This is a genomic window from Actinomadura sp. J1-007, assembly GCF_009793335.1.
GTDB lineage: Bacteria > Actinomycetota > Actinomycetes > Streptosporangiales > Streptosporangiaceae > Spirillospora > Spirillospora yumaensis.
This window is the reverse complement of record NZ_WING01000001.1, coordinates 137,864-159,310: the sequence shown is the minus strand read 5'-3', so window position 1 is coordinate 159,310 and position 21,447 is coordinate 137,864. Positions and strand designations below refer to the sequence as shown.

The 21,447-nt window shown below is 74.9% G+C and carries 21 protein-coding genes and 1 pseudogene; 15 read left to right on the top strand and 7 right to left on the bottom strand.

Features of this window, described 5'->3' with window-relative positions; genetic code table 11:
- The first annotated feature begins 3 nt into the window (after window positions 1–3).
- The 9 genes from hisD to GEV43_RS00700 all read left to right on the top strand — a co-directional run bounded on the left by hisD (window position 4) and on the right by GEV43_RS00700 (window position 8,058).
- Window positions 4–1,329 (top strand): histidinol dehydrogenase, encoded by a 1,326-nt coding sequence (gene hisD / locus GEV43_RS00735; protein WP_160819057.1) that lies wholly within the window; start codon window positions 4–6, stop codon window positions 1,327–1,329.
- Window positions 1,326–2,414, top strand: coding sequence for a histidinol-phosphate transaminase (locus tag GEV43_RS00730; RefSeq protein ID WP_160819056.1), 1,089 nt, complete (start codon window positions 1,326–1,328; stop codon window positions 2,412–2,414). The genes hisD and GEV43_RS00730 overlap by 4 nt, the downstream gene beginning before the upstream one ends.
- On the top strand, window positions 2,411–3,004 hold the full coding sequence (gene hisB, locus GEV43_RS00725; protein ID WP_160819055.1) for an imidazoleglycerol-phosphate dehydratase HisB: 594 nt from the start codon (window positions 2,411–2,413) through the stop codon (window positions 3,002–3,004). The genes GEV43_RS00730 and hisB overlap by 4 nt, the downstream gene beginning before the upstream one ends.
- Window positions 3,005–3,007: 3 nt before the next feature.
- The gene (locus GEV43_RS46720) at window positions 3,008–3,178 is read left to right on the top strand and encodes a hypothetical protein (protein ID WP_164717161.1); all 171 of its coding nucleotides are present in this window, start codon (window positions 3,008–3,010) and stop codon (window positions 3,176–3,178) included.
- A complete protein-coding gene (gene hisH, locus GEV43_RS00720) occupies window positions 3,175–3,816 on the top strand; it encodes an imidazole glycerol phosphate synthase subunit HisH (protein ID WP_160819054.1) in 642 nt (213 codons plus the stop codon). The genes GEV43_RS46720 and hisH overlap by 4 nt, the downstream gene beginning before the upstream one ends.
- Before the next feature lie 88 nt (window positions 3,817–3,904).
- Complete coding sequence (gene priA, locus GEV43_RS00715; RefSeq protein ID WP_160819053.1) at window positions 3,905–4,624, top strand: bifunctional 1-(5-phosphoribosyl)-5-((5-phosphoribosylamino)methylideneamino)imidazole-4-carboxamide isomerase/phosphoribosylanthranilate isomerase PriA; 720 nt, start codon at window positions 3,905–3,907, stop codon at window positions 4,622–4,624.
- A gap of 64 nt (window positions 4,625–4,688) precedes the next feature.
- A complete protein-coding gene (gene hisF / locus GEV43_RS00710; RefSeq protein WP_160819052.1) occupies window positions 4,689–5,441 on the top strand; it encodes an imidazole glycerol phosphate synthase subunit HisF in 753 nt (250 codons plus the stop codon).
- 356 nt (window positions 5,442–5,797) lie between these two features.
- Window positions 5,798–6,556, top strand: a complete 759-nt coding sequence (locus tag GEV43_RS00705) for a RimK family alpha-L-glutamate ligase (RefSeq protein WP_206681031.1) — start codon at window positions 5,798–5,800, stop codon at window positions 6,554–6,556.
- A gap of 923 nt (window positions 6,557–7,479) precedes the next feature.
- Entirely contained in the window at window positions 7,480–8,058 is a 579-nt protein-coding gene (locus GEV43_RS00700; protein ID WP_160819051.1) for a hypothetical protein, read from the top strand.
- Window positions 8,059–8,085: 27 nt separating this feature from the next.
- Here GEV43_RS00700 and GEV43_RS00695 read toward each other — a convergent pair whose 3' ends face one another.
- From GEV43_RS00695 to GEV43_RS00680, 4 genes are all read right to left on the bottom strand, one after another.
- Window positions 8,086–9,354, bottom strand: coding sequence for a YeeE/YedE family protein (locus GEV43_RS00695; protein WP_160819050.1), 1,269 nt, complete (start codon window positions 9,352–9,354; stop codon window positions 8,086–8,088).
- Window positions 9,355–9,990: 636 nt separating this feature from the next.
- Window positions 9,991–11,691: a CocE/NonD family hydrolase gene (locus GEV43_RS00690; protein WP_160819049.1), complete on the bottom strand. Its 1,701-nt coding sequence runs from the start codon at window positions 11,689–11,691 to the stop codon at window positions 9,991–9,993.
- Between the two features lie 130 nt (window positions 11,692–11,821).
- Window positions 11,822–12,778 carry an acyl-CoA dehydrogenase family protein gene (locus GEV43_RS00685; RefSeq protein ID WP_160819048.1) on the bottom strand — a complete coding sequence of 319 codons (957 nt, stop codon included), beginning with the start codon at window positions 12,776–12,778 and terminating at the stop codon, window positions 11,822–11,824.
- Complete coding sequence (locus tag GEV43_RS00680) at window positions 12,778–13,923, bottom strand: acyl-CoA dehydrogenase family protein (protein WP_160819047.1); 1,146 nt, start codon at window positions 13,921–13,923, stop codon at window positions 12,778–12,780. Before GEV43_RS00680 ends, GEV43_RS00685 begins: the two co-directional genes overlap by 1 nt.
- 196 nt (window positions 13,924–14,119) lie before the next feature.
- Here GEV43_RS00680 and GEV43_RS00675 point away from each other — a divergent pair, with 196 nt between their 5' ends.
- The 4 genes from GEV43_RS00675 (at window position 14,120) to GEV43_RS00660 (ending at window position 16,889) form a co-directional block, all read left to right on the top strand.
- Window positions 14,120–14,782: a hypothetical protein gene (locus GEV43_RS00675; RefSeq protein WP_160819046.1), complete on the top strand. Its 663-nt coding sequence runs from the start codon at window positions 14,120–14,122 to the stop codon at window positions 14,780–14,782.
- Window positions 14,783–14,974: 192 nt separating this feature from the next.
- Window positions 14,975–15,367 (top strand): sigma-70 family RNA polymerase sigma factor, encoded by a 393-nt coding sequence (locus GEV43_RS00670; RefSeq protein WP_309239371.1) that lies wholly within the window; start codon window positions 14,975–14,977, stop codon window positions 15,365–15,367.
- On the top strand, window positions 15,364–16,527 hold the full coding sequence (locus GEV43_RS00665) for a hypothetical protein (protein ID WP_160819045.1): 1,164 nt from the start codon (window positions 15,364–15,366) through the stop codon (window positions 16,525–16,527). The genes GEV43_RS00670 and GEV43_RS00665 overlap by 4 nt, the downstream gene beginning before the upstream one ends.
- The gene (locus GEV43_RS00660; protein ID WP_160819044.1) at window positions 16,524–16,889 is read left to right on the top strand and encodes a hypothetical protein; all 366 of its coding nucleotides are present in this window, start codon (window positions 16,524–16,526) and stop codon (window positions 16,887–16,889) included. The genes GEV43_RS00665 and GEV43_RS00660 overlap by 4 nt, the downstream gene beginning before the upstream one ends.
- Here GEV43_RS00660 and GEV43_RS00655 read toward each other — a convergent pair.
- Together GEV43_RS00655 and GEV43_RS00650 are read right to left on the bottom strand one after the other, a co-directional pair.
- Window positions 16,823–17,077 carry a hypothetical protein gene (locus GEV43_RS00655; protein ID WP_160819043.1) on the bottom strand — a complete coding sequence of 85 codons (255 nt, stop codon included), beginning with the start codon at window positions 17,075–17,077 and terminating at the stop codon, window positions 16,823–16,825. The two genes, GEV43_RS00660 and GEV43_RS00655, sit on opposite strands and share 67 nt — an antisense overlap.
- Window positions 17,078–17,162: 85 nt before the next feature.
- Window positions 17,163–17,792 carry a superoxide dismutase family protein gene (locus GEV43_RS00650; RefSeq protein WP_160819042.1) on the bottom strand — a complete coding sequence of 210 codons (630 nt, stop codon included), beginning with the start codon at window positions 17,790–17,792 and terminating at the stop codon, window positions 17,163–17,165.
- Window positions 17,793–18,123: 331 nt separating this feature from the next.
- On the opposite strand from GEV43_RS00650, the gene GEV43_RS00645 reads away from it, so the two are divergent.
- Both GEV43_RS00645 and GEV43_RS00640 read left to right on the top strand, forming a co-directional pair.
- The gene (locus GEV43_RS00645) at window positions 18,124–18,645 is read left to right on the top strand and encodes a hypothetical protein (RefSeq protein ID WP_160819041.1); all 522 of its coding nucleotides are present in this window, start codon (window positions 18,124–18,126) and stop codon (window positions 18,643–18,645) included.
- Window positions 18,646–18,990: 345 nt separating this feature from the next.
- Complete coding sequence (locus tag GEV43_RS00640) at window positions 18,991–20,070, top strand: S1 family peptidase (protein ID WP_160819040.1); 1,080 nt, start codon at window positions 18,991–18,993, stop codon at window positions 20,068–20,070.
- An 84-nt stretch (window positions 20,071–20,154) separates the two neighbouring features.
- Here GEV43_RS00640 and GEV43_RS00635 read toward each other — a convergent pair.
- A pseudogene (locus GEV43_RS00635) lies at window positions 20,155–21,305 on the bottom strand (acyl-CoA dehydrogenase family protein).
- Window positions 21,306–21,447 lie beyond the last annotated feature (142 nt).

The following is a 21,447-nucleotide window of genomic DNA, read 5'->3' as shown; positions in this document are numbered from 1 at the left end:
CGGGTGATTTCCCGTATCGACCTGCGCGGCTCGCTTCCCGGCGACCCGCGCTCCGTGCTGCCCCGCGCCGAGCTCGACGTCGAGGCCGCCCTGGACAAGGTGCGGCCCATCTGCGAGGACGTGCGCCATCGCGGCTCCGAGGCGGTACGGGAGTACACCAAGGCGTTCGACGGGGTCGATCTGGAGAGCGCCCGCGTCCCCGTCGCCGAGATCCACAAGGCGCTCGCCGGGCTCGACCCGGCCGTCCGGGACGCGCTGGAGGAGAGCATCCGGCGGGCGCGGCTCGTCCACCGCGACCAGCGCCGCGCCGACGTCACCACCCGGGTCGTCCCCGGCGGGACGGTCACCGAGCGGTGGGTGCCGGTCGGGCGGGTCGGCCTGTACGTGCCGGGCGGGCGCGCCGTCTACCCGTCCAGCGTGGTCATGAACGTGGTGCCCGCGCAGGAGGCCGGGGTCGAGTCCCTCGCCGTCACCTCGCCCGCGCAGAAGGAGTTCGGGGGCCTGCCGCACCCGGCGATCCTGGCCGCCTGCGCCCTGCTCGGCGTGGACGAGGTGTACGCGGCGGGCGGCGCCCAGGCCGTCGCGATGTTCGCCTACGGCACCCGCGACTGCCCGCGCGCCGACCTGGTCACCGGGCCCGGCAACATCTGGGTCGCGGCGGCCAAGCGGCTGCTCAAGGGCGTGATCGGGATCGACTCCGAGGCGGGCCCGACCGAGATCGCCGTCCTCGCCGACCGCACCGCCGACCCCGTGCACGTCGCCGCCGACCTGATCAGCCAGGCCGAGCACGACACCCTCGCCGCCGCCGTCCTGGTCACCGACTCGGTCGAGCTGGCCGACGCGGTCGAGGCCGAGCTGAAGGCGCAGGTCGCGCGGACCCGGCACACCGAGCGGATCACCGAGGCGCTCGGCGGGCGGCAGTCCGGCATCGTCCTGGTCGACGGCGTCGAGGACGGCCTGAAGGTCGTCGACGCCTACGCGGCCGAGCACCTGGAGATCCAGACGGCCGACGCCGCGGGGGTCGCCGCCCGGGTCCGCAACGCGGGCGCGGTCTTCGTCGGCCCGCACGCGCCGGTGTCGCTCGGCGACTACCTCGCCGGGTCCAACCACGTCCTGCCGACCGGCGGCTGCGCCTGCCACTCGTCGGGCCTGTCGGTCCAGTCGTTCCTGCGCGGGATCCACGTCGTGGAGTACGACGAGGCCGCGCTCGCCGAGGCCACCGCGCGCGTCGTGACGCTCGCCGAGGCCGAGGACCTGCCCGCCCACGGCGCGGCGCTGAAGGCCCGCTTCGACTGGCGCGTCCCGGCCGAGGGGGAGGCGCGGCCGTGACCTCGCTCGACGACCTGCCGCTCCGCGACGACCTGCGCGGACGCGAGCCGTACGGCGCGCCGCAGCTCGACGTGCCCGTGGCCCTCAACACCAACGAGAACCCCTACCCGCCGTCCGAACGGCTCGTGAAGGCGCTCGGCGAGGCCGTCATGGACGTCGCCGGGTCCCTCAACCGCTACCCCGACCGCGACGCGGCCGCGCTGCGCGCCGACCTCGCCGCGTTCCTCTGCGCCGACACGCCCGGCGCCGGGCTCACCGGGCGCAACGTGTGGGCCGCGAACGGGTCCAACGAGATCATCCAGCAGATCCTCCAGGCGTTCGGCGGGCACGGCCGCACCGCGCTCGGCTTCGAGCCGTCCTACTCGATGCACCCGACGATCACCAGGGTGACCGGCACCGGCTGGATCGACGCGCACCGCGCCGAGGACTTCGGGCTGGAGCCCGAACGGGCCGTCGCGGCGATCGAGGAGCACCGCCCCGACGTGGTGTTCCTCACCTCGCCCAACAACCCGACCGGCACAGCGCTGCCGCTCGACGCGATCGAGGCCGCGCTGGACGCCGCGCCCGGCATGGTCGTGGTGGACGAGGCGTACGGCGAGTTCCGGCGGGCGGGCACGCCCTCGGCGCTGTCGCTGCTGCCCGGCAACCCGCGGCTGATCGTCACCCGGACGATGTCCAAGGCGTTCGCGATGGCCGGGACCCGGCTCGGCTACCTCGCCGCCGACCCGGCCGTGGTCGACGCGCTGCTGCTGGTGCGGCTGCCGTACCACCTGTCGGCCGTCACCCAGGCGGTCGCGCGCACCGCCGTCGCGCACGGCGAGGAGCTGCTCGGCACCGTCGACGCGCTGCGCCGCGAGCGCGACGCGCTGGTGGCGTGGCTGCGCGGCGAGGGACTGACCGTGGCCGACTCCGACGCCAACTTCGTGCTGTTCGGGACGTTCCCGGACCGCCGACGCGTCTGGGAGGGCCTGCTCGAACGGGGCGTGCTGATCCGGGAGGTGGGACCGCCCGAGTGGCTGCGGGTGTCGGTCGGCACCCCCGCGGAGACGGCCGCCTTCCGCACCGCACTCAAGGAGATTCTGTGACGCGCAGGGGGAAGGTCGAACGGGGGACCAAGGAGACGCGGGTCCTCGTCGAGATCGACCTGGACGGCACCGGCCGGGTCGACGTCGCGACCGGCGTCGGCTTCTTCGACCACATGCTCGCCCAGCTCGGCAAGCACGGGTCGTTCGACCTCACGGTGAAGACGGCCGGCGACCTCTACATCGACAGCCACCACACGATCGAGGACACCGCGATCGCGCTCGGCCAGGCGTTCCGGCAGGCGCTCGGCGACATGGCCGGGATCCACCGGTTCGCCGACGCGTCGATCCCGCTGGACGAGGCGCTCGCCCAGGTCACCGTGGACGTGTCGGGACGCCCGTACCTGGTGCACGTCGAGCCCGAGGGCATGGCCCCGATGATCGGCCCCGAGTACGACACGACGATGACCCGGCACGTGTTCGAGTCGTTCGTGTCCAACGCGCGGATCGCGCTGCACGTCCACGTCCCGTACGGGCGCAACGCGCACCACATCGTCGAGGCGCAGTTCAAGGCCCTCGCCCGCGCGCTGCGCGACGCGGTCGCCCTCGACCCGAAGGTGCACGGCATCCCCTCCACCAAGGGGGCCCTGTAACCGGTGGACATCGGCGACCTGCACTTCACCTACGGCAACGTCGCGGTCTTCGCCGTGGCGGTGTTCCTGCTGATGGGCGTGATCAGCTTCATCAGGCAGGGGCTCAAGATCGCCGCCGGGATCGTCTTCGTCCTGTTCGCGCTGGCCGCGGCGGCGGGGGTGATGTGGCTGTGAGCCCCTCGGTCGCCGTCCTGGACTACGGGTCGGGCAACCTGCGCTCGGCCGAGCGCGCCGTCGCCCGCGCGGGCGCCGAGGTGACCGTGACCTCCGACTGGGACGCCGCGCTCGCCGCGGACGGCCTGGTCGTCCCGGGCGTCGGCGCGTTCGCCGCCTGCATGGCCGGGCTGCGCGCCGTCCGCGGCGAGCAGATCATCGGCCGCCGCCTCGCCGGGGGACGGCCCGTGCTCGGCATCTGCGTCGGCATGCAGATCCTGTTCTCCAAGGGCGTCGAGCACGGCGCCACGACCGAGGGCTGCGACGAGTGGCCCGGCACGGTCGAACGGCTCGACGCGCCCGTCCTGCCCCACATGGGCTGGAACACCGTCGAGGCCCCGGAGGGCACCGACCTGTTCCGCGGCCTGGACGCGGACACGCGGTTCTACTTCGTCCACTCCTACGCGGTGCGCCGCTGGGAGCTCGAACCCGACCCGTCCGGGCGGCTGACGCCCCCGGCGGTCACCTGGGCCGAGCACGGCGACCGGTTCGTCGCCGCCGTGGAGAACGGCGCGCTGTGCGCCACCCAGTTCCACCCGGAGAAGTCGGGCGACGCCGGAGCCCACGTCCTCCGCAACTGGCTCAAGACCCTCACCTGACGTCCCGCCGCGTGCCCGCCGCCCCCCCGTGCGGGGGAGCGCCCGGCGCCCGCGGCGGCCCTCCCACGAGCACGGATAAGGTTTCCGCATGACTCTGACGCTCCTTCCCGCAGTCGACGTCGCCGACGGCCGGGCCGTGCGCCTGGTGCAGGGCGAGGCCGGCACCGAGACCTCCTACGGCGCGCCGCTCGACGCCGCGCTCGCCTGGCAGAGCGCGGGAGCGGAGTGGATCCATCTGGTCGACCTCGACGCCGCGTTCGGGCGCGGGTCCAACCGGGAGCTGCTCGCCGAGGTCACCGGGCGGCTCGACGCGAAGGTGGAGCTGTCCGGCGGCATCCGCGACGACGCGTCCCTGGAGGCGGCGCTCGCCACCGGCTGCGAGCGCGTCAACATCGGCACCGCCGCGCTGGAGGACCCCGCCTGGTGCCGCAAGATCATCGCCTCGCACGGGGACCGGATCGCGGTCGGCCTGGACGTGCGCGGCACGACCCTCGCCGCGCGCGGCTGGACCCGCGAGGGCGGCGACCTGTGGGAGGTCCTCGCCCGGCTGGAGGACGACGGCTGCCCCCGCTACGTCGTGACGGACGTGACCAAGGACGGCACGCTGCGCGGCCCCAACACCGAGCTGCTGCGCGAGGTCTGCTCCCGTACCGACAAGCCCGTCATCGCGTCCGGCGGCGTGTCGTCGCTGGACGACCTGCGCGCCCTCGCCGGCCTCGTCCCGGACGGCGTGGAGGGCGCGATCGTCGGCAAGGCCCTCTACGCGCAGGCGTTCACCCTCGAAGAGGCCCTGGAGGCCGTCAAGTGACCGGACGCGTCGCCTCCGGCGGACGGCGCGTGGCCGCGGGCGATCCGGACGTTCGGGGGGAATCATGACGGTGGCCGTACGGGTGATCCCGTGCCTGGACGTCGACGCCGGACGCGTCGTCAAGGGCGTCAACTTCCAGAACCTGCGCGACGCGGGCGACCCCGTCGAGCTCGCCCGCCGCTACGACGCCGAGGGCGCCGACGAGCTGACGTTCCTCGACATCACCGCCTCCAGCGGCGACCGCTCCACCACCTACGACGTGGTGCGCCGCACGGCCGAGCAGGTCTTCATCCCGCTCACCGTCGGCGGCGGCGTCCGCACGGTGGACGACATCGACCGGCTGCTGCGCGCGGGCGCCGACAAGGTCTCGGTCAACACCGCCGCGATCGCGCGCCCGGAGTTCCTGCGGGAGGCCGCGCACCGGTTCGGGTCCCAGTGCGTCGTGCTGTCGGTGGACGCGCGCCGTACCGGCGACGGCGTCGAGGTCACCACGCACGGCGGGCGCAAGGGCACCGGCATCGACGCGGTCGAGTGGGCCCGGCGCGGCGAGGAGCTCGGCGTCGGCGAGATCCTGCTGAACTCCATGGACGCCGACGGCACCAAGGAGGGCTTCGACCTGGAGATGCTCCGCCGGGTGCGGGCCGCCGTCTCCGTCCCGGTGATCGCCAGCGGCGGCGCGGGAGCCGCCGCGCACTTCGCCCCCGCCGTGTCCGCGGGCGCGGACGCCGTCCTCGCCGCCAGCGTCTTCCACTTCGGCGACCTGAAGATCTCCGAGGTCAAAGACGCCCTCCGCACCGCAGGCCACCCCGTCCGCTGAGGGCCGGGTCGGCACCCGGTCTGCTGGCAGCCGGGCCCGCCCGGCTCGCTGACAGGTGGGCCCGGGCCCGTCTGCTGACAGGCGAGCCCGGGCCCCGTCTGCTGACGGGCGGGCCAGCCGTCCTCCGCTGACAGGCGGGTCGCCTTGCTGAGAGGCGGCTCGCTCCCCTCCGCCGACAGGCGGGCCTGTGCCCTCGGCTGGGAGGTGGGCCTGTGCCCCTCGGCTGAGGGGTGGCTCGCCTCGCCCCGCCGAAATGCGGGCCCGTGGCGTCTGCTGAGATGTGGACCGTTCCCTCCGTTGCCAGGTGAGCCGTTCCCGGCGCTTGGGAGAACGCCCCCGAACCGCTGGGAGGACCCATGTCCGATTCCCCGCGCGTGGCGCTCGCCACGTGCTCCTGGCTGCCCGATGGCAGCGACGATGTCGTTCACCTCATGAAGGCCCTCGCCGGGCTCGGGGTGCGCGCCGAGCCCGTCGTGTGGGACTCCGGCGCGGACTGGGCCTCGTACGACCTGACCGTCGTCCGCTCCACCTGGGACTACCCGGCCCGGCGGGACGCGTTCCTCGCGTGGGCCGACGCCGTGCCCCGCATCGTCAACGCGCCCGAGGTGCTCCGCTGGAACACCGACAAGCGCTACCTGCGCGACCTCGCCGCGGCGGGCGTCCCGGTCGTCGAGACGCTGTGGGACCCCGCCGACGTCCCGTCCTCCTGGCCCGAGTACGTGATCAAGCCCGCCGTCTCCATCGGCTCCCGCGACACCGCGCGCTGGGGGCCCGGCGAGGAGGAACGGGCCCGCGCCCACCTCCGCGCGCTCCGCTCCGAGGGCCGCGCGGTCATGGTCCAGCCGTACCTCTCGGCGGTCGACACCCTCGGCGAGACCGCCCTGGTCTTCCGGGACGGCGCGTTCAGCCACGCGGCCCGCAAGGCCCCGATCCTCACCGCGGGGGCCGGGATCGAGGGACCCGTCGCGTTCGACGCCTCCCGCGGGCAGGTCACCCCGTCCGAGGCGGCCCCGAGCAGCTCGCCGTCGCCGAACGCGCCCTCGCCGCCGCGCCCGGCGGCCTCCTGTACGCCCGCGTCGACCTCGTCCCGGGGCCGGACGGCGCGCCCGTGCTGATCGAGCTGGAACTCACCGAGCCCAACCTCTACCTCCAGCACGCGCCCGGCTCGGCCGCGCGGTTCGCCGAGTCCATCGCCGCGCGGCTCTGATCACTCCGGGTCGTCGAGCCGCGCGGCGACCCGGAAGGTGATCTCGACGTCCCGGTAGGCGTCGCCCTCCCGTACGCGCTCGGGCAGGTTGACCCGCTCGCTCCCGGACTCGCACCGCCCCGGGGCTCGGCACCGCCTCCCGCCGCGGCGTCCGGCGTCCGGCGGTGGACGACCTCGTCCGCCTTGGCGCGGGCCCTGATCTCCACGTCCGGCTCGTCCATCAGTCCCTCAGCCTCCTCAGAACGCCGCCCACCACCTGCTCCACCCCGGACAGCCCCGCCCGGACCGACTTGCGCCCGATCGCGCCGACCAGCCGCGACACGCTCTCGTCCTCGAGATCCTCGCCCGCGCCGCGCCCGCCAGGGCCGCCACGGCTGTCCGTGCCGTTGGGGCTGTCCGAGCCGTCGGGACGGTCAGTACGGTTGGGGCGGTCAGTGCCGTACGGTCCGTACGATCCGTTCGGGGCTCGGCGGTTCCGTCCGGCCACGCCGCCGCCGACCTCGTCGGCCGCGCCTCGCGCACCGTTCCGGAGGGCCGGGCCCGCGCCGCCCGTGCTTCGCGTGCCTCCGGGGGATGGGCCGCGGGTCCCGTTGGGCGTCGGCCTGCCCCCGCCCGCGTCCCGTGCCTCCCGGGCCGTTCCGGCGCCGCTTCCCGCGCCCCGACCGCCCGGCACGGCTCCGGCGACCGCCCCCGGACGGCCCCGCCCCCTCCGGCCCCCACGTCACGCACGCCTTGGCCCCTTCCGGTGCCTGCGTCGCGTACACCTTGGCCCGCGCTGGCCCCTGCGTCGCGTACACCTGGGCCCGCGCCGGGGCCCGTGTCGCGTACGGCTTGGCCCGTTCCGGCGCCTGCGTCGCGTACGGCTTGGCCTGCGCCCGTGCCGACGTCCTGGACGGCGCGGCCGGCGCCTTGGCCGAATGCGCCTACGGCCTGGCCGGTTCCGCCGCCGACGTTCTCCAGGAACGTTCCGGTGCCGCGGGTGACGTTCTCCAGGATCTGCGGGTTGGCGTCGATGGTCTGCATGACCCGTTCGACGATGCGGGCGACGTTGCCCAGGCGGACTTTCAGGAGGGCCCGGGCTTCGACGCCCTTGAGGGTGAGGTCCACGTGGCCGAGGACGACGTCGGCGCCCACGCCGAGCCGCAGCAGGTCCAGGACGTCGGCCTGGAGCGAGACGCGGGCCTGGAGGTTCTCGACCTCCAGGGTGATCTCCTCGACCTTGACCACCGGGACGTCGAGGAGGACGTCCGGTTCCTGGTCGCCGGTGCGGGCGAGGGCGTCCGGCCCGTCGTCCTGTCGGTCGTTCGCTGGCATGCCGTCCCCCCGAACGGTCCCCGGGATGAGGTCCTCACGGGTCGGCTACCCGGTCCGGCGGCCCTTCACGCCGGGAACACGCAGGTCAGGGCGTGAAGGGCCGTTCGCGCGGCGGGGCGGCGGTCAGCAGACGGAGTCCTTCGGCGTGGGGTTGGGGAGGGCGAACAGGGCGCGGGCGCGCAGGCCGAACCAGGTGCCCGCCAGGGCGGTGACGCCCCACAGCCAGCCGTGCAGGCTGCCGGAGGCGATCCCGGCGAGGTAGGCGCCGATGTTGCAGCCGCCCGCGAGGCGGGCGCCGACGCCCATGAGGACACCGCCGAGGACGGCGGCGACGGCGGTCCGCCAGGGGAGGCCGCGGTGCAGCGTCCAGGCGCCTCCGGCGGCGGACGCGACGGCCGCGCCGAGCATGATCCCGATGTCGGTCAGGCTGGTCTTGTCGCCGAGGACCGGGCCCGCGAGCATGTGCGCCTGCTTCGGCTGCTGCCAGTAGCTCCACGACTCGGGGTGCAGGCCGACGAGCTGGAGCAGCTTGGCCCCCCACAGGGCGAACGCGCTCGTGATGCCCCAGGCCCCGCCCGACACGACCAGCACGGCCGCGCCGAGGACGGCGAGGACGACCGCGCCCGCGAGCAGCGGCCACGAGCCGCGGATCGCCCGGATCGGGCCGCGCGCGGTCGGCGGCACGCCGACGGGCGGCGGGTTGCGGCGGGCCTGGACGACCCGGGTCAGCGCGACGACCCCGGCGAGGACGGCGATCGTCACCGCCCACGACCCGAACCAGCCGATGTGCTCCGACATCACCACGCCCGGCACCGACGGCAGGTCGTCCACCAGGTCGTACTGCCAGGAGTACAGGACGGACCCGGCGATGAACCCGCCGAGCGTCAGCACGATCGTCGACTGGCCCGACCCGATCGCGAACAGCGTGCCGGACGCGCACGCGCCGCCGAGCTGCATCCCGATCCCGAACACGAACGCCCCGGCGAGCAGCGCCACGCCGAGATCGCCGCCGGACGGCTCGGGATGCGACCCGAACAGGCCCGTCCCGGTGCCGATGACCAGGGCGAACAGCGTCGCGGTGGTGCCGAGCAGGACGGCGTGGGCGCGCAGCCCGGTGCCGTTGCCGACCGCGACGAGCTGCCGCCACGCCGAGGTGAACCCGAACCGGGAGTGGAACAGCGCCACGCCGAGCGCGAGGCCGAGCAGCAGGAGCACACCCGGCTTGGCGCCGTGCTCGGCCCAGACGTACCAGGTCAGCGCGGCGGAGCCGGCCGAGGCGACCGCGAGCGGGACGCGGCGTACGGGCTGGAGCCCGTCCGCCTCGGGCGGCGGGGAGGAGGTGACGGGCGGGGGCAGCGACGGCAGGCGTCGTGGCGGGAGCGTCGTTGACACGGGTTCTCCAGGGGGTGAACGACCCGGGCGTTCTCCGGCGGCGGGGGCGTGTGCCCGCGGCGCGGCCCGGAGGCGGGACGCGGGCGCGGGCGGCGGCCGTGCGGCGCGGCGCGATGCCGGGACGGGTCAGGGGATGGTCGGGCGGGGGAGGGGCGGCGTCAGCGCCGACACAGTCCGCCGTCGTCCACGCGCGCGAGCGTGATGGCGAACAGCACCATCCGCAGCCACGTCGTAGACCCGATCATGGCAGCCGAGGATACCCGCTCAACCGGACATAACGGCAGCCCACCCCCTCACTCCCTCCCGAGTCCGCCCCTCCCGTCCGCACGCCCGAGCCCGTCCGCCGTAACGAGACGTTCCCTGGGAACGGCTCCGACCGCGCTCCGCAGGGCGAACGGCCGGGCCGCCTCTCAGCCGGGAAGCCCCTCAGTCTGGGAGACTCCTCGGCCCGAAGGGCCCTCAGCCTGGATGGCATCTCAGGCTCGGAGGCCCCATCGGTCGTATCCGGTTCGCCTCGCATCCGGGCGCCGATCGGCCTGGGTGGTCCTTCAGGGCAGGAGGTCCTTCAGCCTGGACGGCCCGGCTCTTCGAGCCTGGAGGTCCCTCAGGGTGGGAGGTTGCTCGGCCCGGAAGCTCTCAGGCCGGGAGTTCGGGGTCGGTGGCGGGGGCGGGGACGGTGGCCTCGGGGGTGCGGGAGGCGATGGGGAGGATGATCGCGGACGGGTGGTCGGGGTCGTGGAAGACCTCCTGGCGGGCCGCGACCGTTCGGTACGCGGTGGCGAGGGGTTCGCCGGTGCCGGGGTTGGGGGCGACCTTCGGGTGGGCGCCGCTCGCCACGTGGACGCGGACGCGGTGGCCGCGCGCGAAGCGGTGGCCGGTCGGCCACAGGTCCACCGCGACGCGGCGGACGCCGGCGGTCCCGACGGGCTTGTCGGCCGCGGAGGGCAGCCGCAGGCCGCCCTCGCACACGTTGCGGGACGTCCCGTCGGGCGCGACGTCGCACAGCCGGACGATGAAGTCGGTGTGCTCCCGGTCGGAGCGGACGAACAGGTCGGCGCCGACCGGCCCGATCACGTCCAGGTCCTCGGTGAGGGCGGGCGAGGTGAAGACCAGGACGTCGCGGCGGCGTTCGAGGGGGCGGTTGTCGACCGGCTTCGAGCTGCCGAGCAGGGTCGGGCCGCCGAGCGCGGGCGTCGGGCGCGCCGGGTCGAACCGGTAGGTGCTCGGCGGCGCGTCCTGCGGGCCGTCCTCGCCGAGGCCGCCGCCGGAGTGCAGGTGCCAGCGGTCCTGCCGCGTTCCGGGCGGCGGCCAGTCGCGGTAGTCGCGCCACTCGCGCGCGCCCGTGACGTACAGCCGGACGGGGTGGCGGCGCAGCCCGGACGGGTCGCCGCGCAGGTGCGCGCGGAACCACGCGAGCGACTCGCGGAACGACACCAGGCCGTGCCGGGCGTCGGCGTGCCACCACGGCCCGATCGTCAGGTACGGTCGCCGTCCGGCGGAGCGCAGCGCCAGGTAGTCGCGGATCTCCCAGGGCAGGAACACGTCGTACCAGCCGCCGAGCAGCGTCACCGGCGCCTCGACCCGGCCGACCGTCCCGCTGAAGTCGCGGCGGTCCCAGTACTCGGACGGGTCGGGGCCGTGGTTGGCGAGCAGGTCACGGTAGAACCGCATCGGCGCGCCGCCCGTGAGGACGTCCAGTTCCGCCAGGGGGCGGCCCGACAGCGCCGCGCGGACCGCGCGGCGCCGCGACGTCAGCGGCGCGGTGAGCATCCCGAGGCGGGTCTGCTGCCGGTGCGTGAGGTCGGTCCAGGTCAGCGTCGACTCCAGCGCGAACGAGCCGCCCACGTACGCCGCGTCCCGGAACGACGACGCGGTGATCTGGAGGGCCATCGCGCCGAGCTCGGGCCCCGCCTCCGCGGCCAGCGCCCACGCCGAGTAGCCCAGGTAGCTCGCCCCGTACGTGCCGAACGAGCCGTTGAACCACGGCTGCCGCTTCAGCCACTCGACGGTGGCGACGCCGTCCGCGCGCTCGCTGCCGAGCGGGTCGAACTCGCCGCCCGACCCGAACGTCCCGCGCGCGCTCTGCACGACGAGCTGGAACCCGAACGGCACGAACGGCAGCCCGTTCAGCATCGCGGCGGGGCCGCGCCGCCCGTACGGGGTGCGGACGAGGATGGTGGGCGGCGGGCGCCGCACCCCGGTCGGGACGTACCGGTCGGCGAGCAGCGTCACGCCGTCCGGCATGGTCACCGGGAGGTCGCGGTGGACGGTGTAGCGGGGGAGCCTGCGGCGGAGCCGGATCGGGGGCGGAGCGGGCAGTCGGTCCCTGAGGGCCATGCTGTCTCCCAGTCGCCGTGCGTCCCCGGCGGGCCGGGGGCCGCCGGCCGGATCGGATGCTACTAACTGGTAACGGTAGCCGCTGGGACCCGCGGACGGCACCTCGCCCGGACGCCGCGGATCCGCGCGTTCAGCGGCCGGTGAGGGTCGCCCAGGGGTCCCCGGGACGTCCGCCGAGGACGTCCGCCCAGGTCGTCTCGTCGCCGTACTCCTCGCGCCACGACCACAGCCGCAGCGTGAAGCGCCGCAGACCGTGCTCCTGCGTGACACCGATCGCGCCGTGCACCTGGTGGGCGATCGCGGCGGCCCGGCCCGCGGCGCGCGACGCGTTCGCCTTGGCCGCCGCCACGGCGACCTCGTCGTCCGGGGCGCGGACGGCGGCGCGCACGGCGACGTCCGCGACGGCGGCCTCCCCGGCGAGCTCGGCGAGCATCTGCTGGACGGCCTGGAACCGTCCGATCGGGCGCCCGAACTGCTCCCGCTCGCCCGCGTACCGGACGGCCAGGTCCAGCGCGCCGCGCATCGCCCCGGTGAGCTGGACGGCCCGCGCGAGCGCGCCCCACCGCCGCAGCCCCGCCGCGTCCACGGGGGACGGCGCGGCGCGTTCGGCGCGGACGCCGTCGAACGTCACTTCGTCGCGGGGCTCGCCCGCCACGTTCTCCCCGGGCGTGATCGTCGCGAGCGCGGGATCGGCGACCACGACCTGCCGCCCGTCCGCGACGACGGCGACGCGGTGCGCCGACCGGGCCCAGGGAACGCGGCGCAGCGTGCCCGTCAGCACCCAGCCGTCCCCGTCGCGGACGGCCTCGAACGCGCCGTTCCCCGCGGCGGCGGTCAGGGGGCCGCGCGGCACCGGCAGGCCCGCGGCGGCGAGGAGGCGGCCCGCGAGCCAGCCCGTCTCCGCCAGCGGCACGGACGCGCCGTGGCGGCCGGACGCGCGGAGCAGGACGGCGGCGTCGGCGAGCGTCCCGCCGCTGCCGCCCGCGTCCTCCGGCACGCCCACGGACGCGAGCCCGGCCTCCTCCAGCGCCGGCCACGGATCGGGGCCGGACAGGATGTCGCGGGCGGTCTCCTCCAGCAGTCCCATCAGCGCACCCCCAGGCCGCGCGCGACGATGCCGCGCAGGATCTCGTTCGTACCGCCCCGCAGCGTGAACCCGGGCGCCTGCACGACCGCCTGCGCCAGAGCGCGCGCGAGCGGGTCGGGGGAGCCGGGATCGGGCTCGACGCCGGCGTGCTCGCGGACGGCGTCCACCACCTCGTTCTCGAACCGCGTGCCGAGGTCCTTCACCAGCGCCGCCGGGACGTCCGGCGTCCCGCCCGCCGCGAGCGCCCCGGCGACCGCCAGGGACGCCTGCCGCAGCGCCCACAGCCGCGCCATCAGCCGCCCGACGGTCCGCCGCGCCGCCGGGTCGGCCGTGTCCGCGGCGCGGCCGTGCAGGAGGCGGATCAGCATGAACGTGCTCAGCAGCCGTTCGGGGCCGCTGCGCTCGTACGCCAGCTCGGCGGTGACCTGGCGCCAGCCGTCGCCCGGCCGCCCGAGCACCATCGCGTCGGGCACGAACGTCCCGTCGAACACGACCTCGTTGAAGTGGTGCTCGCCGGACAGGCCGCGGATCGGCCTGATCGCCACCCGCTCGTCCGGCAGCGCCACGATGAACTGGCTGAGCCCCGCGTGCCGGTCGCCGGCGTCGAGGGGCTCGCTGCGCGCGAGGACGAGGATCGCGTGCGCGAGGTGCGCGCCGCTCGTCCAGACCTTCGTGCCGCGCAGCGTCCAGCCGCCGTCCGCGCGCTCCGCCCTGGTCCGGACGGACGCGAGGTCGGAACCGGAGTCGGGCTCGCTCATCCCGATCCCGAAGAAGCACTCACCGCGCGCGATCGCGGGCAGGAACCGCCGCTTCTGCTCCTCGGTCCCGTTGGCGAGGATGCTCGGGCCCGTCTGCCGGTCGGCGATCCAGTGCGCGCCGACCGGCGCCCCGGCGGCCAGCAGCTCCTCGATCACCACGAACCGCTCCAGCGGCGAGCGGCCGTGCCCGCCGTACCGTTCGGGCAGCGTCATGCCGAGCCAGCCGCGCTCACCGAGGGCCCGGCTGAACGCGGGGTCCGCGCCGGTCAGCCAGCTGTCGCAGCGGGGCGTGAACGACGCGCCCGCGAGGAACTCCCGCACCTCGTCCCGCAGCGCGCCGGCCTCGGGCGGGAGCGTCCCCGGTTCCAGCTCGGACAGGTTCGCCACGTGCGCCTCCCTCGGCCTCGCCCGTTCCGCGTTCCGCGTTCCCAGGGACGTTACCGACCGCGTGTCAGCGGCCCCTTACCCGCCCCCGCCCCCGCCCCGCGGTGAACGGGAGGTCACGGGTGCCGCGGGCGTCTGGCGGTGGACCGCGTTCTCTGCGATCGTTGCCGGGCGTACGGACGTAGCGGAGAGGACCGACATGTGGCCCGGGTCTGACTCGCCGCCGCCACCGGCGCCGCCGCCCGGTGCGGGGCCGCCCTACGGCGCCCCGCCGCCGTACGGGCCCGGACCGGGTCCGGGGCCCGCCGGGCAGGGGCGGCCGGGCGCGGCGCCGCTGCGGCCGCGCGCCGGCTGGTACGCGCTGCCGCTCGTCCTCGTCGCGCTGGCCGCCTTCGGGTTCCTCGGCTTCCTCGGGTACGCCTGGGAGGACTCCGAGGTCGCCGACGGGCCGTCCGCCGTGGGCGACCCGGTGGCCGGGATCCGGGTCCGGCTGACCGAGGGGCACGGGTACTTCCTGTACGTCCGGGACCACGGATCCGCGCCGTACGCGTGCGCGGTCTCGCTCGGCGAGGTGTCCGGGCCGCTCCGGCTCACCCGGACCAACTCCTGGAGCGCCTCCGAGCACCCCCCGTACCGCTACACCGCCACGTTCAAGGCGCCCGTCAGCGGCGAGGCGCGGCTGACCTGCCGCGGCGCGGCGGCGCCCGTGCTCGTGACGCCGGACGACACCGTGCACGGCTACCTCGGCATCGCGTTCTTCGCCGCCCTCGGCGTCACCGGGCTCGCGGGCGTCGCGTTCGTGGTCATCCTCGCGAGGCGGGGCGCGGCCAAGCGGCGCGGCGTCACCCCGTACGCGAGATGAGCGCGCCTCCGGGGTAAACCTTTCCGCCCCGCGTTCGTCTCTGACCCGTGATGGAACAGAGGACCCACCCGGCGGCGCGCGCCTCCGGCGGCCGTCCCCCGGCGACGGCGGGTACGAGGAACTGTTCGACGCGCACTTCTGGGGCTGGTCAGGCTCGCGACGCTGCTCGGCGCCGACGACGCCGAGGACGTCGTGCAGGACGCGTTCGTCCGGCTGCACCGCAGGCGCGACACGCTGCGCGACGGCGACGCGGCCCTGTCCTACCTGCGCGCCATCGTCTGCAACTCCAGCCGCAGCAGGCTCAGGCACCTGCGCATGGCGCGCCGCAGGCACGCCCAGATGGTCCTCCCGGAGGACATCGGGTCGGCCGAGCAGCAGGCCGTGCACCGCGAGGACGTCCGCGCGCTGCTCGCGGGCGTCGCGGAGCTGCCCGGCCGGCAGCGCGAGGTGCTCGTGCTGCGCTACTGGCTCGACCTCAGCGAGCGGGAGACCGCCGAGACGCTCGGCATCGCGCTCGGCACCGTGAAGGCCCACGCCGCCCGCGCCGTCGCGGCGCTCGGCAAGCGACTGAAGGACACGACATGACCGACACCATCGAGGAACGGCTCAGGGAGGCGTTCGACGCCCGCGCCGCCGCCGTCCCGACCCACCCGCGGGCGCTCGCCGACAACCGGCGGAGGCTGCGCCGGGCCGAAATCCGCAGGGCCGCCCTCGTCCCGTGCGTCGCGGCGGGCGCTGCCGCCGCCGTGATCGTCCCGTTCGGCGCGCACGCCCTCAAGGACGGCGACGCGAACGCCCTCGGCCACGGCGACCCCGGCGCGCTGGTGGACCCGGCGACCGTCGTCCGCATCCCGGCCCGGCTGCCCGACGGCCGCCCGTTCCGCGTCGACGCGCTCGGCCCGGACGGGACGGTCGCCGGCCGCACCCCTGACGCGCAACTGTGGAGGGCGGACCGCAAGGGCGGGACGCCGGAGGCACTCAACGCCCGTGCGCAGGGCGGGGTGTCGGCCGGCGAGGGCTCGGTCACCTGGATCGCGCCCGGCTCGTACGCTCTCGAATGCGCGACGGCGGGCCGGCCGAGACAGGTCCTCGCCGACGACGCGGGGTCCGGGCGCCCGGTCCTGATGGACCAGGGCACGATCGCCTGGAACGACGTGATGGACCAGCCGTACGTCGCGTCCGGCTGCGCCGCCAAGAGGCGGATCCTCCCCAACCACGGGCTCGGCGTCCTCGGCCACGCGGTGGCGCTCAACGGTTCGACGCTCTTCGCCGCCGACCTGATGAACGACCGGGTGCTGCGCGAGATCGACGTGAGATCAGGGGCGATCAAGGCCGAGCACGCCCTCCCGGAGGGCGTCCGGCCCAACGGGAAGAGGTCTGTCGGAGGGTCCGCACACGAGCGGGGCAGCATCCCGCCGCCCGTGGTGACCGTCCTGACGGCGGAGCAGCGCTGGCAGGCCGCCGCCACCGGGCGCTGGTTCGCGTGGTCGGTGGACGGCGTCCTGCGCGTCGCCGACCGGACGACGTGGCGGCAGGTCGTCCGGACGGCGCGCGTCCCCGCCGCGTCCGGCGCGAAGCTCACCGCGGGCGACCGGCTCGTGGTGCTCTCCACCGGCAAGGGCCGTTCGGTCCTGTACGACACCGCGACCGGCGAGACGACCGTCCAGGACGGCGAGGCGTACACCGCGGGCGGCTGGCTCCTCTGGCGCGACGGCGGCTCCTACCGGCTCGGACGGCTCCGGTGAGCGGGCCGTACGAGACCGCGGACGACGCGGTCGCCGAGGTCCGCGACATCTACGCCGCGCACGCCAAGCGCGGGGTCATGCGGGCGCGGGCCCTCGACCTCCTGCTGCGCGCCTGCGCCGACAGCGGCGTCGAGGTCGGCGCGTACGACCTGCGCGTCCTGCACTGGCTGGCCGCGCAGCCGCCCGAGTCGGCCCAGGTCGTCGCCGCGCTCATCGCCAGGGCCGCCGACGCCGCCCGTTCCCGGCCGCCGACACCGCCTGACCCGGGCCCGTACGCGGCGCCGCGGGCGCGCGCTCAGCACGCCTCGGCGCGTCCGCCCTCCAGCACGCGCATCATCGCCAGGCGCGCCGCCCGGCCGTAGTGCTCCACCGGCTCGCCCTCGGCCAGGCCGCGCTCCCACGCCCACCGCGCGTGCTCCTGCACCTTCGGCACGTCGGCGTCGCACATCGGGCAGTACTCGGCCACCTCGTACCCCGTGCCCGGCTGCGTGCTGTCCTCGACCCAACCGAGCCGCGGGTGACCCGGTGTGCGGCATTTCGACCCCGTCATGCCGGAAGGCTAAGACTGTCCCGATCCAGAGGGAAGACAGGGCGGAAAGCAACACCCGGCGCCCATGACCTGGTCAAAGCTTCCGCTACGCCCGCCGGTCCCGCGAGCCGATCACGCCGCACGCGATCCGTCCGCCGGAGTCGCCCGCCTTCAGCGTCTCCGCGTCCGGCCCCTTCTTGCCGTCGGACGAGTACCGTTCCGGGATGTTGGCGTGGTTGTCCGCCAGCGCGTGGACGACGATCGCGCTGCCGTCGGAGTCCAGCAGGTGCTGGGCCCGGAACCGGTCGGTGACCGCCGACCCCGCGCCGCGCCCGTTCGCGCCGACCGTCAGGTTGGGCAGGTCGCCGGCGTGCGACGGATGGCTGTGCGAGCCGTCCACGTCCAGGTGACCACCGGCGGTGAAGAACGGGCTGACCTTGCCGGTGGTCGGGTCCACCGCGGCGGGGTCGCACTTGCCGGTCGTGTGCACGTGGAAGCCGTGGAACCCGGCGGGCAGGTTCCACGCGCGCACGGTCAGGCGGACGGTCCCCCAGCCCGCGGGCTCGACGGAGAGCGCCCCGACCTCCTTCCCCTGGACGTCGCGGATCTGCGCGGTGAGGTCGCGGGGCTTCTCCCCGGTGGCCGCCTGGACGCCGGCGGAGACGGCCAGCGTGCCGCCGACCGCGCCGAGGGCGGCCAGCGCCGTGAGCTGGGCGGCCGACAGAAACTTATTCATGTTCTCGTCCCTTTTCGCGTAGCGCGGAGTCACTTCGGGCCTGGGGTTGCGCATCGGCTGCCTTGTTAGCGCGGACGGCCCCGGTCTGGCAATGGCCTCCAGCGGATCGGGCAGTCCCTGAATAGTGCACGGCAGGCTCGGCAATGCCGAGATGTACGCCGAAATATTGAATCACGCCGTCCGGCCCGGTCTAGTCCGCTTTTCAGTCCGTTCACCCAGGGCCTTGCGGCCACAGAAGAGAATCGATACCGCATTGGTCGCGTTCCTGGCCGCCGACCCAATGGGACGGGAAAATGACCCACTACATCCCACCCCGCCGTCGGGAGCCACGATGCCCGTCCAGACGCGATCCGCCACCGCCACCGAGTACGACACGAGGAGCCCGGCGCGTTACGCCTGGGCGGTCTCCCGGTTCTTCCTCGGCTGGATCTTCCTGTGGGCGTTCCTCGACAAGCTCTTCGGCCTCGGGAAGCCGGCGACGAGCGGCTGGCTGGACGGGACGTCCCCCTCCGAGCACTTCCTCAGCGGCGCGGGCGGGCCGTTCGCGGGCATGTTCCACGCCATGGCCGGGGTCCTGTGGGTCGACGCCTCGTACATGTTCGGCATGGCCGGACTCGGCGTCGCGCTGTTCCTCGGGATCGGCCTGCGCGTAGCCGCGGCCGGTGGAACGGTCCTGCTGGCCATGCTGTGGGCGGCGTCGCTGTGGCCCGAGGCCAACCCGTTCATGGACCTGCACTGGATCTACGCCGGGCTCCTCGTCTGCCTCGCGGCGACCGACGCCGGCGACACCCTCGGCCTCGGCGGACCCTGGTCCCGTACGGCCCTCGTACGCCGATTCCCTTTCCTCCGCTGACCGTTCGTCGGCGGCGCCGACCGCTCCCGCGGATGATCACGGCGGGGCGCGAACGCGTCGGAATCGCGCAGCGCTCCGCCGATTCACCGACCGCGAGAGTTCCGCCCCGATTCCGCTTCGCCATCCGGCCGGCCCGGGACGCACGTGTGCCGTATTGAAAAGTCTTGAAATTTCAGTCGTGTCTTGAGATCTGGTCACTGAAAGCCCCACCGAAGTACTTTGCTCCCACGCGACGCCTCAGGCGAAGGCCCGTACCAGCGGGCCTCGCGGGGCGGTCGCGTGCCCCCGCCAACCCCGAACTGCCGCCGGCGCCCACAGGCGACCGGTGGCGAAAGGTGGACACACGTGAACCGTGGACTCCCCCTCAAACGCATGCTCCCCCCGGCGTTGGGCGCCGCGGCGCTGATCACGCTGCCCGCGCTCGCGGCCGTCCCCGCGACGGCCGAGACGCAGCCCGCGGCCGTTCAGCACGCCCAGCCCGCACCGCCCGAGAAACTGGCCGACCAGTTGGCCGCCCGCCTCGGCTCCCAGCACGCGGGCTCCTACGTCGACGGCGCCGGAAAGCTCGTCGTCAACGTGACCAGCGCCTCGGCCGCCCAGCAGGTCAAGGCGGCCGGCGTGCAGGCGCGCGTCGTCGAGAACGGCATGAAGCCGCTCAACGACTCCAAGTCCAAGCTCGACCGCCTCGCGGGCACCGCCGGCACGACCGGCTTGTCCTGGGGCGTCGACGTCATGACCAACTCCGTCGTCGTCAACGTGCCCAAGAACGACAAGGACGCCGCGACCAACGCGTTCGTCAAGCGCGCACGCGCCATCAGCGACACCATCCGCATCCAGCGCGTGCCGGCCCCGGCCCACGTGGTCCTCGCCCCCGGCGACGCCATCCTCACCAGTGGCTCGCGCTGCTCGGTGTCGGCGATCGGCGTCAGCGGCGGAACGACCTACGTCGTCACCGCCGGGCACTGCACCAACATCGGCGCCTCGTGGACGACCTCGGGCGGCCAGACGGTCGGCACCCGGCAGGCCAGCAGCTTCCCGGGCAACGACTACGGCACCATCCGGGTGACCAACAGCTCGCTGCCGACCACCAACGCCCAGCTCACCCAGGTCGGCCGTCCCCCGGTCGGGACCCAGATCCAGAAGAAGGGCTCCACCACCGGCACCACCTCCGGGACGATCCGCGGCTACGGCCGCACCGTCAACTACCAGCAGGGCGCGGTGACCGACCTGATCGCGACCAGCGCCTGCGCCCAGCCCGGCGACAGCGGCGGCTCGCTCCAGAGCGGCAGCACCGCCATCGGCATCACCTCCGGCATCAGCGGCAGCTCCTGCGGAGGCAGCGGCTTCGAGTCGTTCTTCCAGCCGCTGGACGAGGCGCTCCAGTCCCAGGGCCTCACCCTCAAGCAGGGCCTCCCCCTGAAGTAGACCCGGCTCCCATCCGGTTCACGTGGGGCTCCCGACCCGTCGGGAGCCCCACCCCCGTCCCGCCCGGGGACGGGGAGCCGGGCGTCAGGGGGCGGCGTCCTTGGCGAGGTGGCGGCCGATGACCATGCGCTGGATCTGGTTGGTGCCCTCGAAGATCTGCATGACCTTCGCCTCGCGCATGTAGCGCTCGACGGGGAAGTCGCGGGTGTAGCCGTAGCCGCCGAGGACCTGGACGGCGTCGATGGTCACCTTCATCGCCGCGTCCGTCGCGACGAGCTTGGCGATGGACGCCTGCCGGGCGAACGGCAGGCCGCGGTCCTTGCGGCGGGCCGCGTCGAGGTAGGTGGCGCGGGCCGACTCGACGGCCGCCGCCATGTCGGCCAGCAGGAACGCCAGCCCCTGGTTGGCGATGATCGGGCGGCCGAACTGCTCGCGCCCGGTCGCGTACGTCACGGCGCGGTCGAGGGCGCCCTGGGCGAGGCCGACCGCGCACGCCGCGATGCCGAGCCGGCCGGAGTCGAGCGCGGCGAGCGCGATCGGGAAGCCCTGGCCCTCGTCGGCGATCCGCCGGTCGGCGGGCACCGGCGCGCGGTCGAAGTGGAGCTGGGCGGTGGTCGAGCCGTTGAGGCCCATCTTGCGTTCGGGCGGCCCGAACGTCAGCCCGTCCAGCCGCCCGTCGACCAGGAAGCAGGAGATGCCGCGCCCGCCCTCGTCGGACGTCCGCGCGAACAGCGTGTAGAAGTCGGCCTCGCCGCCGTGCGTGATCCAGGTCTTGGTGCCGGTGACCAGGTAGCGGTCGGCGTCGCGGACGGCGCGGGTGCTGAGCGCGCCCGCGTCCGACCCGGCGTGCGCCTCCGACAGCGCGTACCCGCCGAGCAGGTCGCCGGCGAGCAGCTCGGGCAGCCGCTTGCGCTGCTCCTCGGTGCCGTACGCCGACAGCGGGAAGCACGACAGGGTGTGGACGCTGACGCCGACCGCGACCGACGCCCACACCGACGCGATCTCCTCCAGCACCTGGAGGTAGACCTCGTACGGCTGGCCTCCGCCGCCGCAGTCCTCGGGGTAGGGCAGGCCGAGCAGCCCGGACCTGCCGAGCAGCCGGAACATCTCGCGCGGGAACGCGGCGTCCTCCTCGGCGGGCGCGGCGCGCGGCGCGAGCTCGTTGCGGGCGATGTCGCGGGTCAGCGCGATCAGCTCTTCGGCCTCGGGGTGGGGAGCATCCGGTCAGCGGGCATGGGTCCATCTTCCCGGATTCCGCGGGCGGGGCGAAGCGGGGATCGCCGCGACGCGCCGCTAGGAGGACAGCTCGCGTTCGAGGGGGTGCGGAAGCGGGGCGTCGCGCGGACGTCGCCGTACCACGCGGCGGTGCGGGCGGCC

What these genes read in the sequence shown, in the direction of transcription:
- GEV43_RS00705 (WP_206681031.1), top strand. Translation starts at nt 5,798, where the DNA reads ATGTCCGATTCCCCGCGCGTGGCGCTCGCCACGTGCTCCTGGCTGCCC.
- GEV43_RS00655 (WP_160819043.1), bottom strand. Translation starts at nt 17,077, where the DNA reads ATGACGGGGTCGAAATGCCGCACACCGGGTCACCCGCGGCTCGGTTGG.
- GEV43_RS00650 (WP_160819042.1), bottom strand. Translation starts at nt 17,792, where the DNA reads ATGAATAAGTTTCTGTCGGCCGCCCAGCTCACGGCGCTGGCCGCCCTC.
- GEV43_RS00690 (WP_160819049.1), bottom strand. Translation starts at nt 11,691, where the DNA reads ATGGCCCTCAGGGACCGACTGCCCGCTCCGCCCCCGATCCGGCTCCGC.
- hisF (WP_160819052.1), top strand. Translation starts at nt 4,689, where the DNA reads ATGACGGTGGCCGTACGGGTGATCCCGTGCCTGGACGTCGACGCCGGA.
- GEV43_RS00645 (WP_160819041.1), top strand. Translation starts at nt 18,124, where the DNA reads ATGCCCGTCCAGACGCGATCCGCCACCGCCACCGAGTACGACACGAGG.
- GEV43_RS00675 (WP_160819046.1), top strand. Translation starts at nt 14,120, where the DNA reads ATGTGGCCCGGGTCTGACTCGCCGCCGCCACCGGCGCCGCCGCCCGGT.
- GEV43_RS00665 (WP_160819045.1), top strand. Translation starts at nt 15,364, where the DNA reads ATGACCGACACCATCGAGGAACGGCTCAGGGAGGCGTTCGACGCCCGC.
- GEV43_RS00685 (WP_160819048.1), bottom strand. Translation starts at nt 12,778, where the DNA reads ATGGGACTGCTGGAGGAGACCGCCCGCGACATCCTGTCCGGCCCCGAT.
- priA (WP_160819053.1), top strand. Translation starts at nt 3,905, where the DNA reads ATGACTCTGACGCTCCTTCCCGCAGTCGACGTCGCCGACGGCCGGGCC.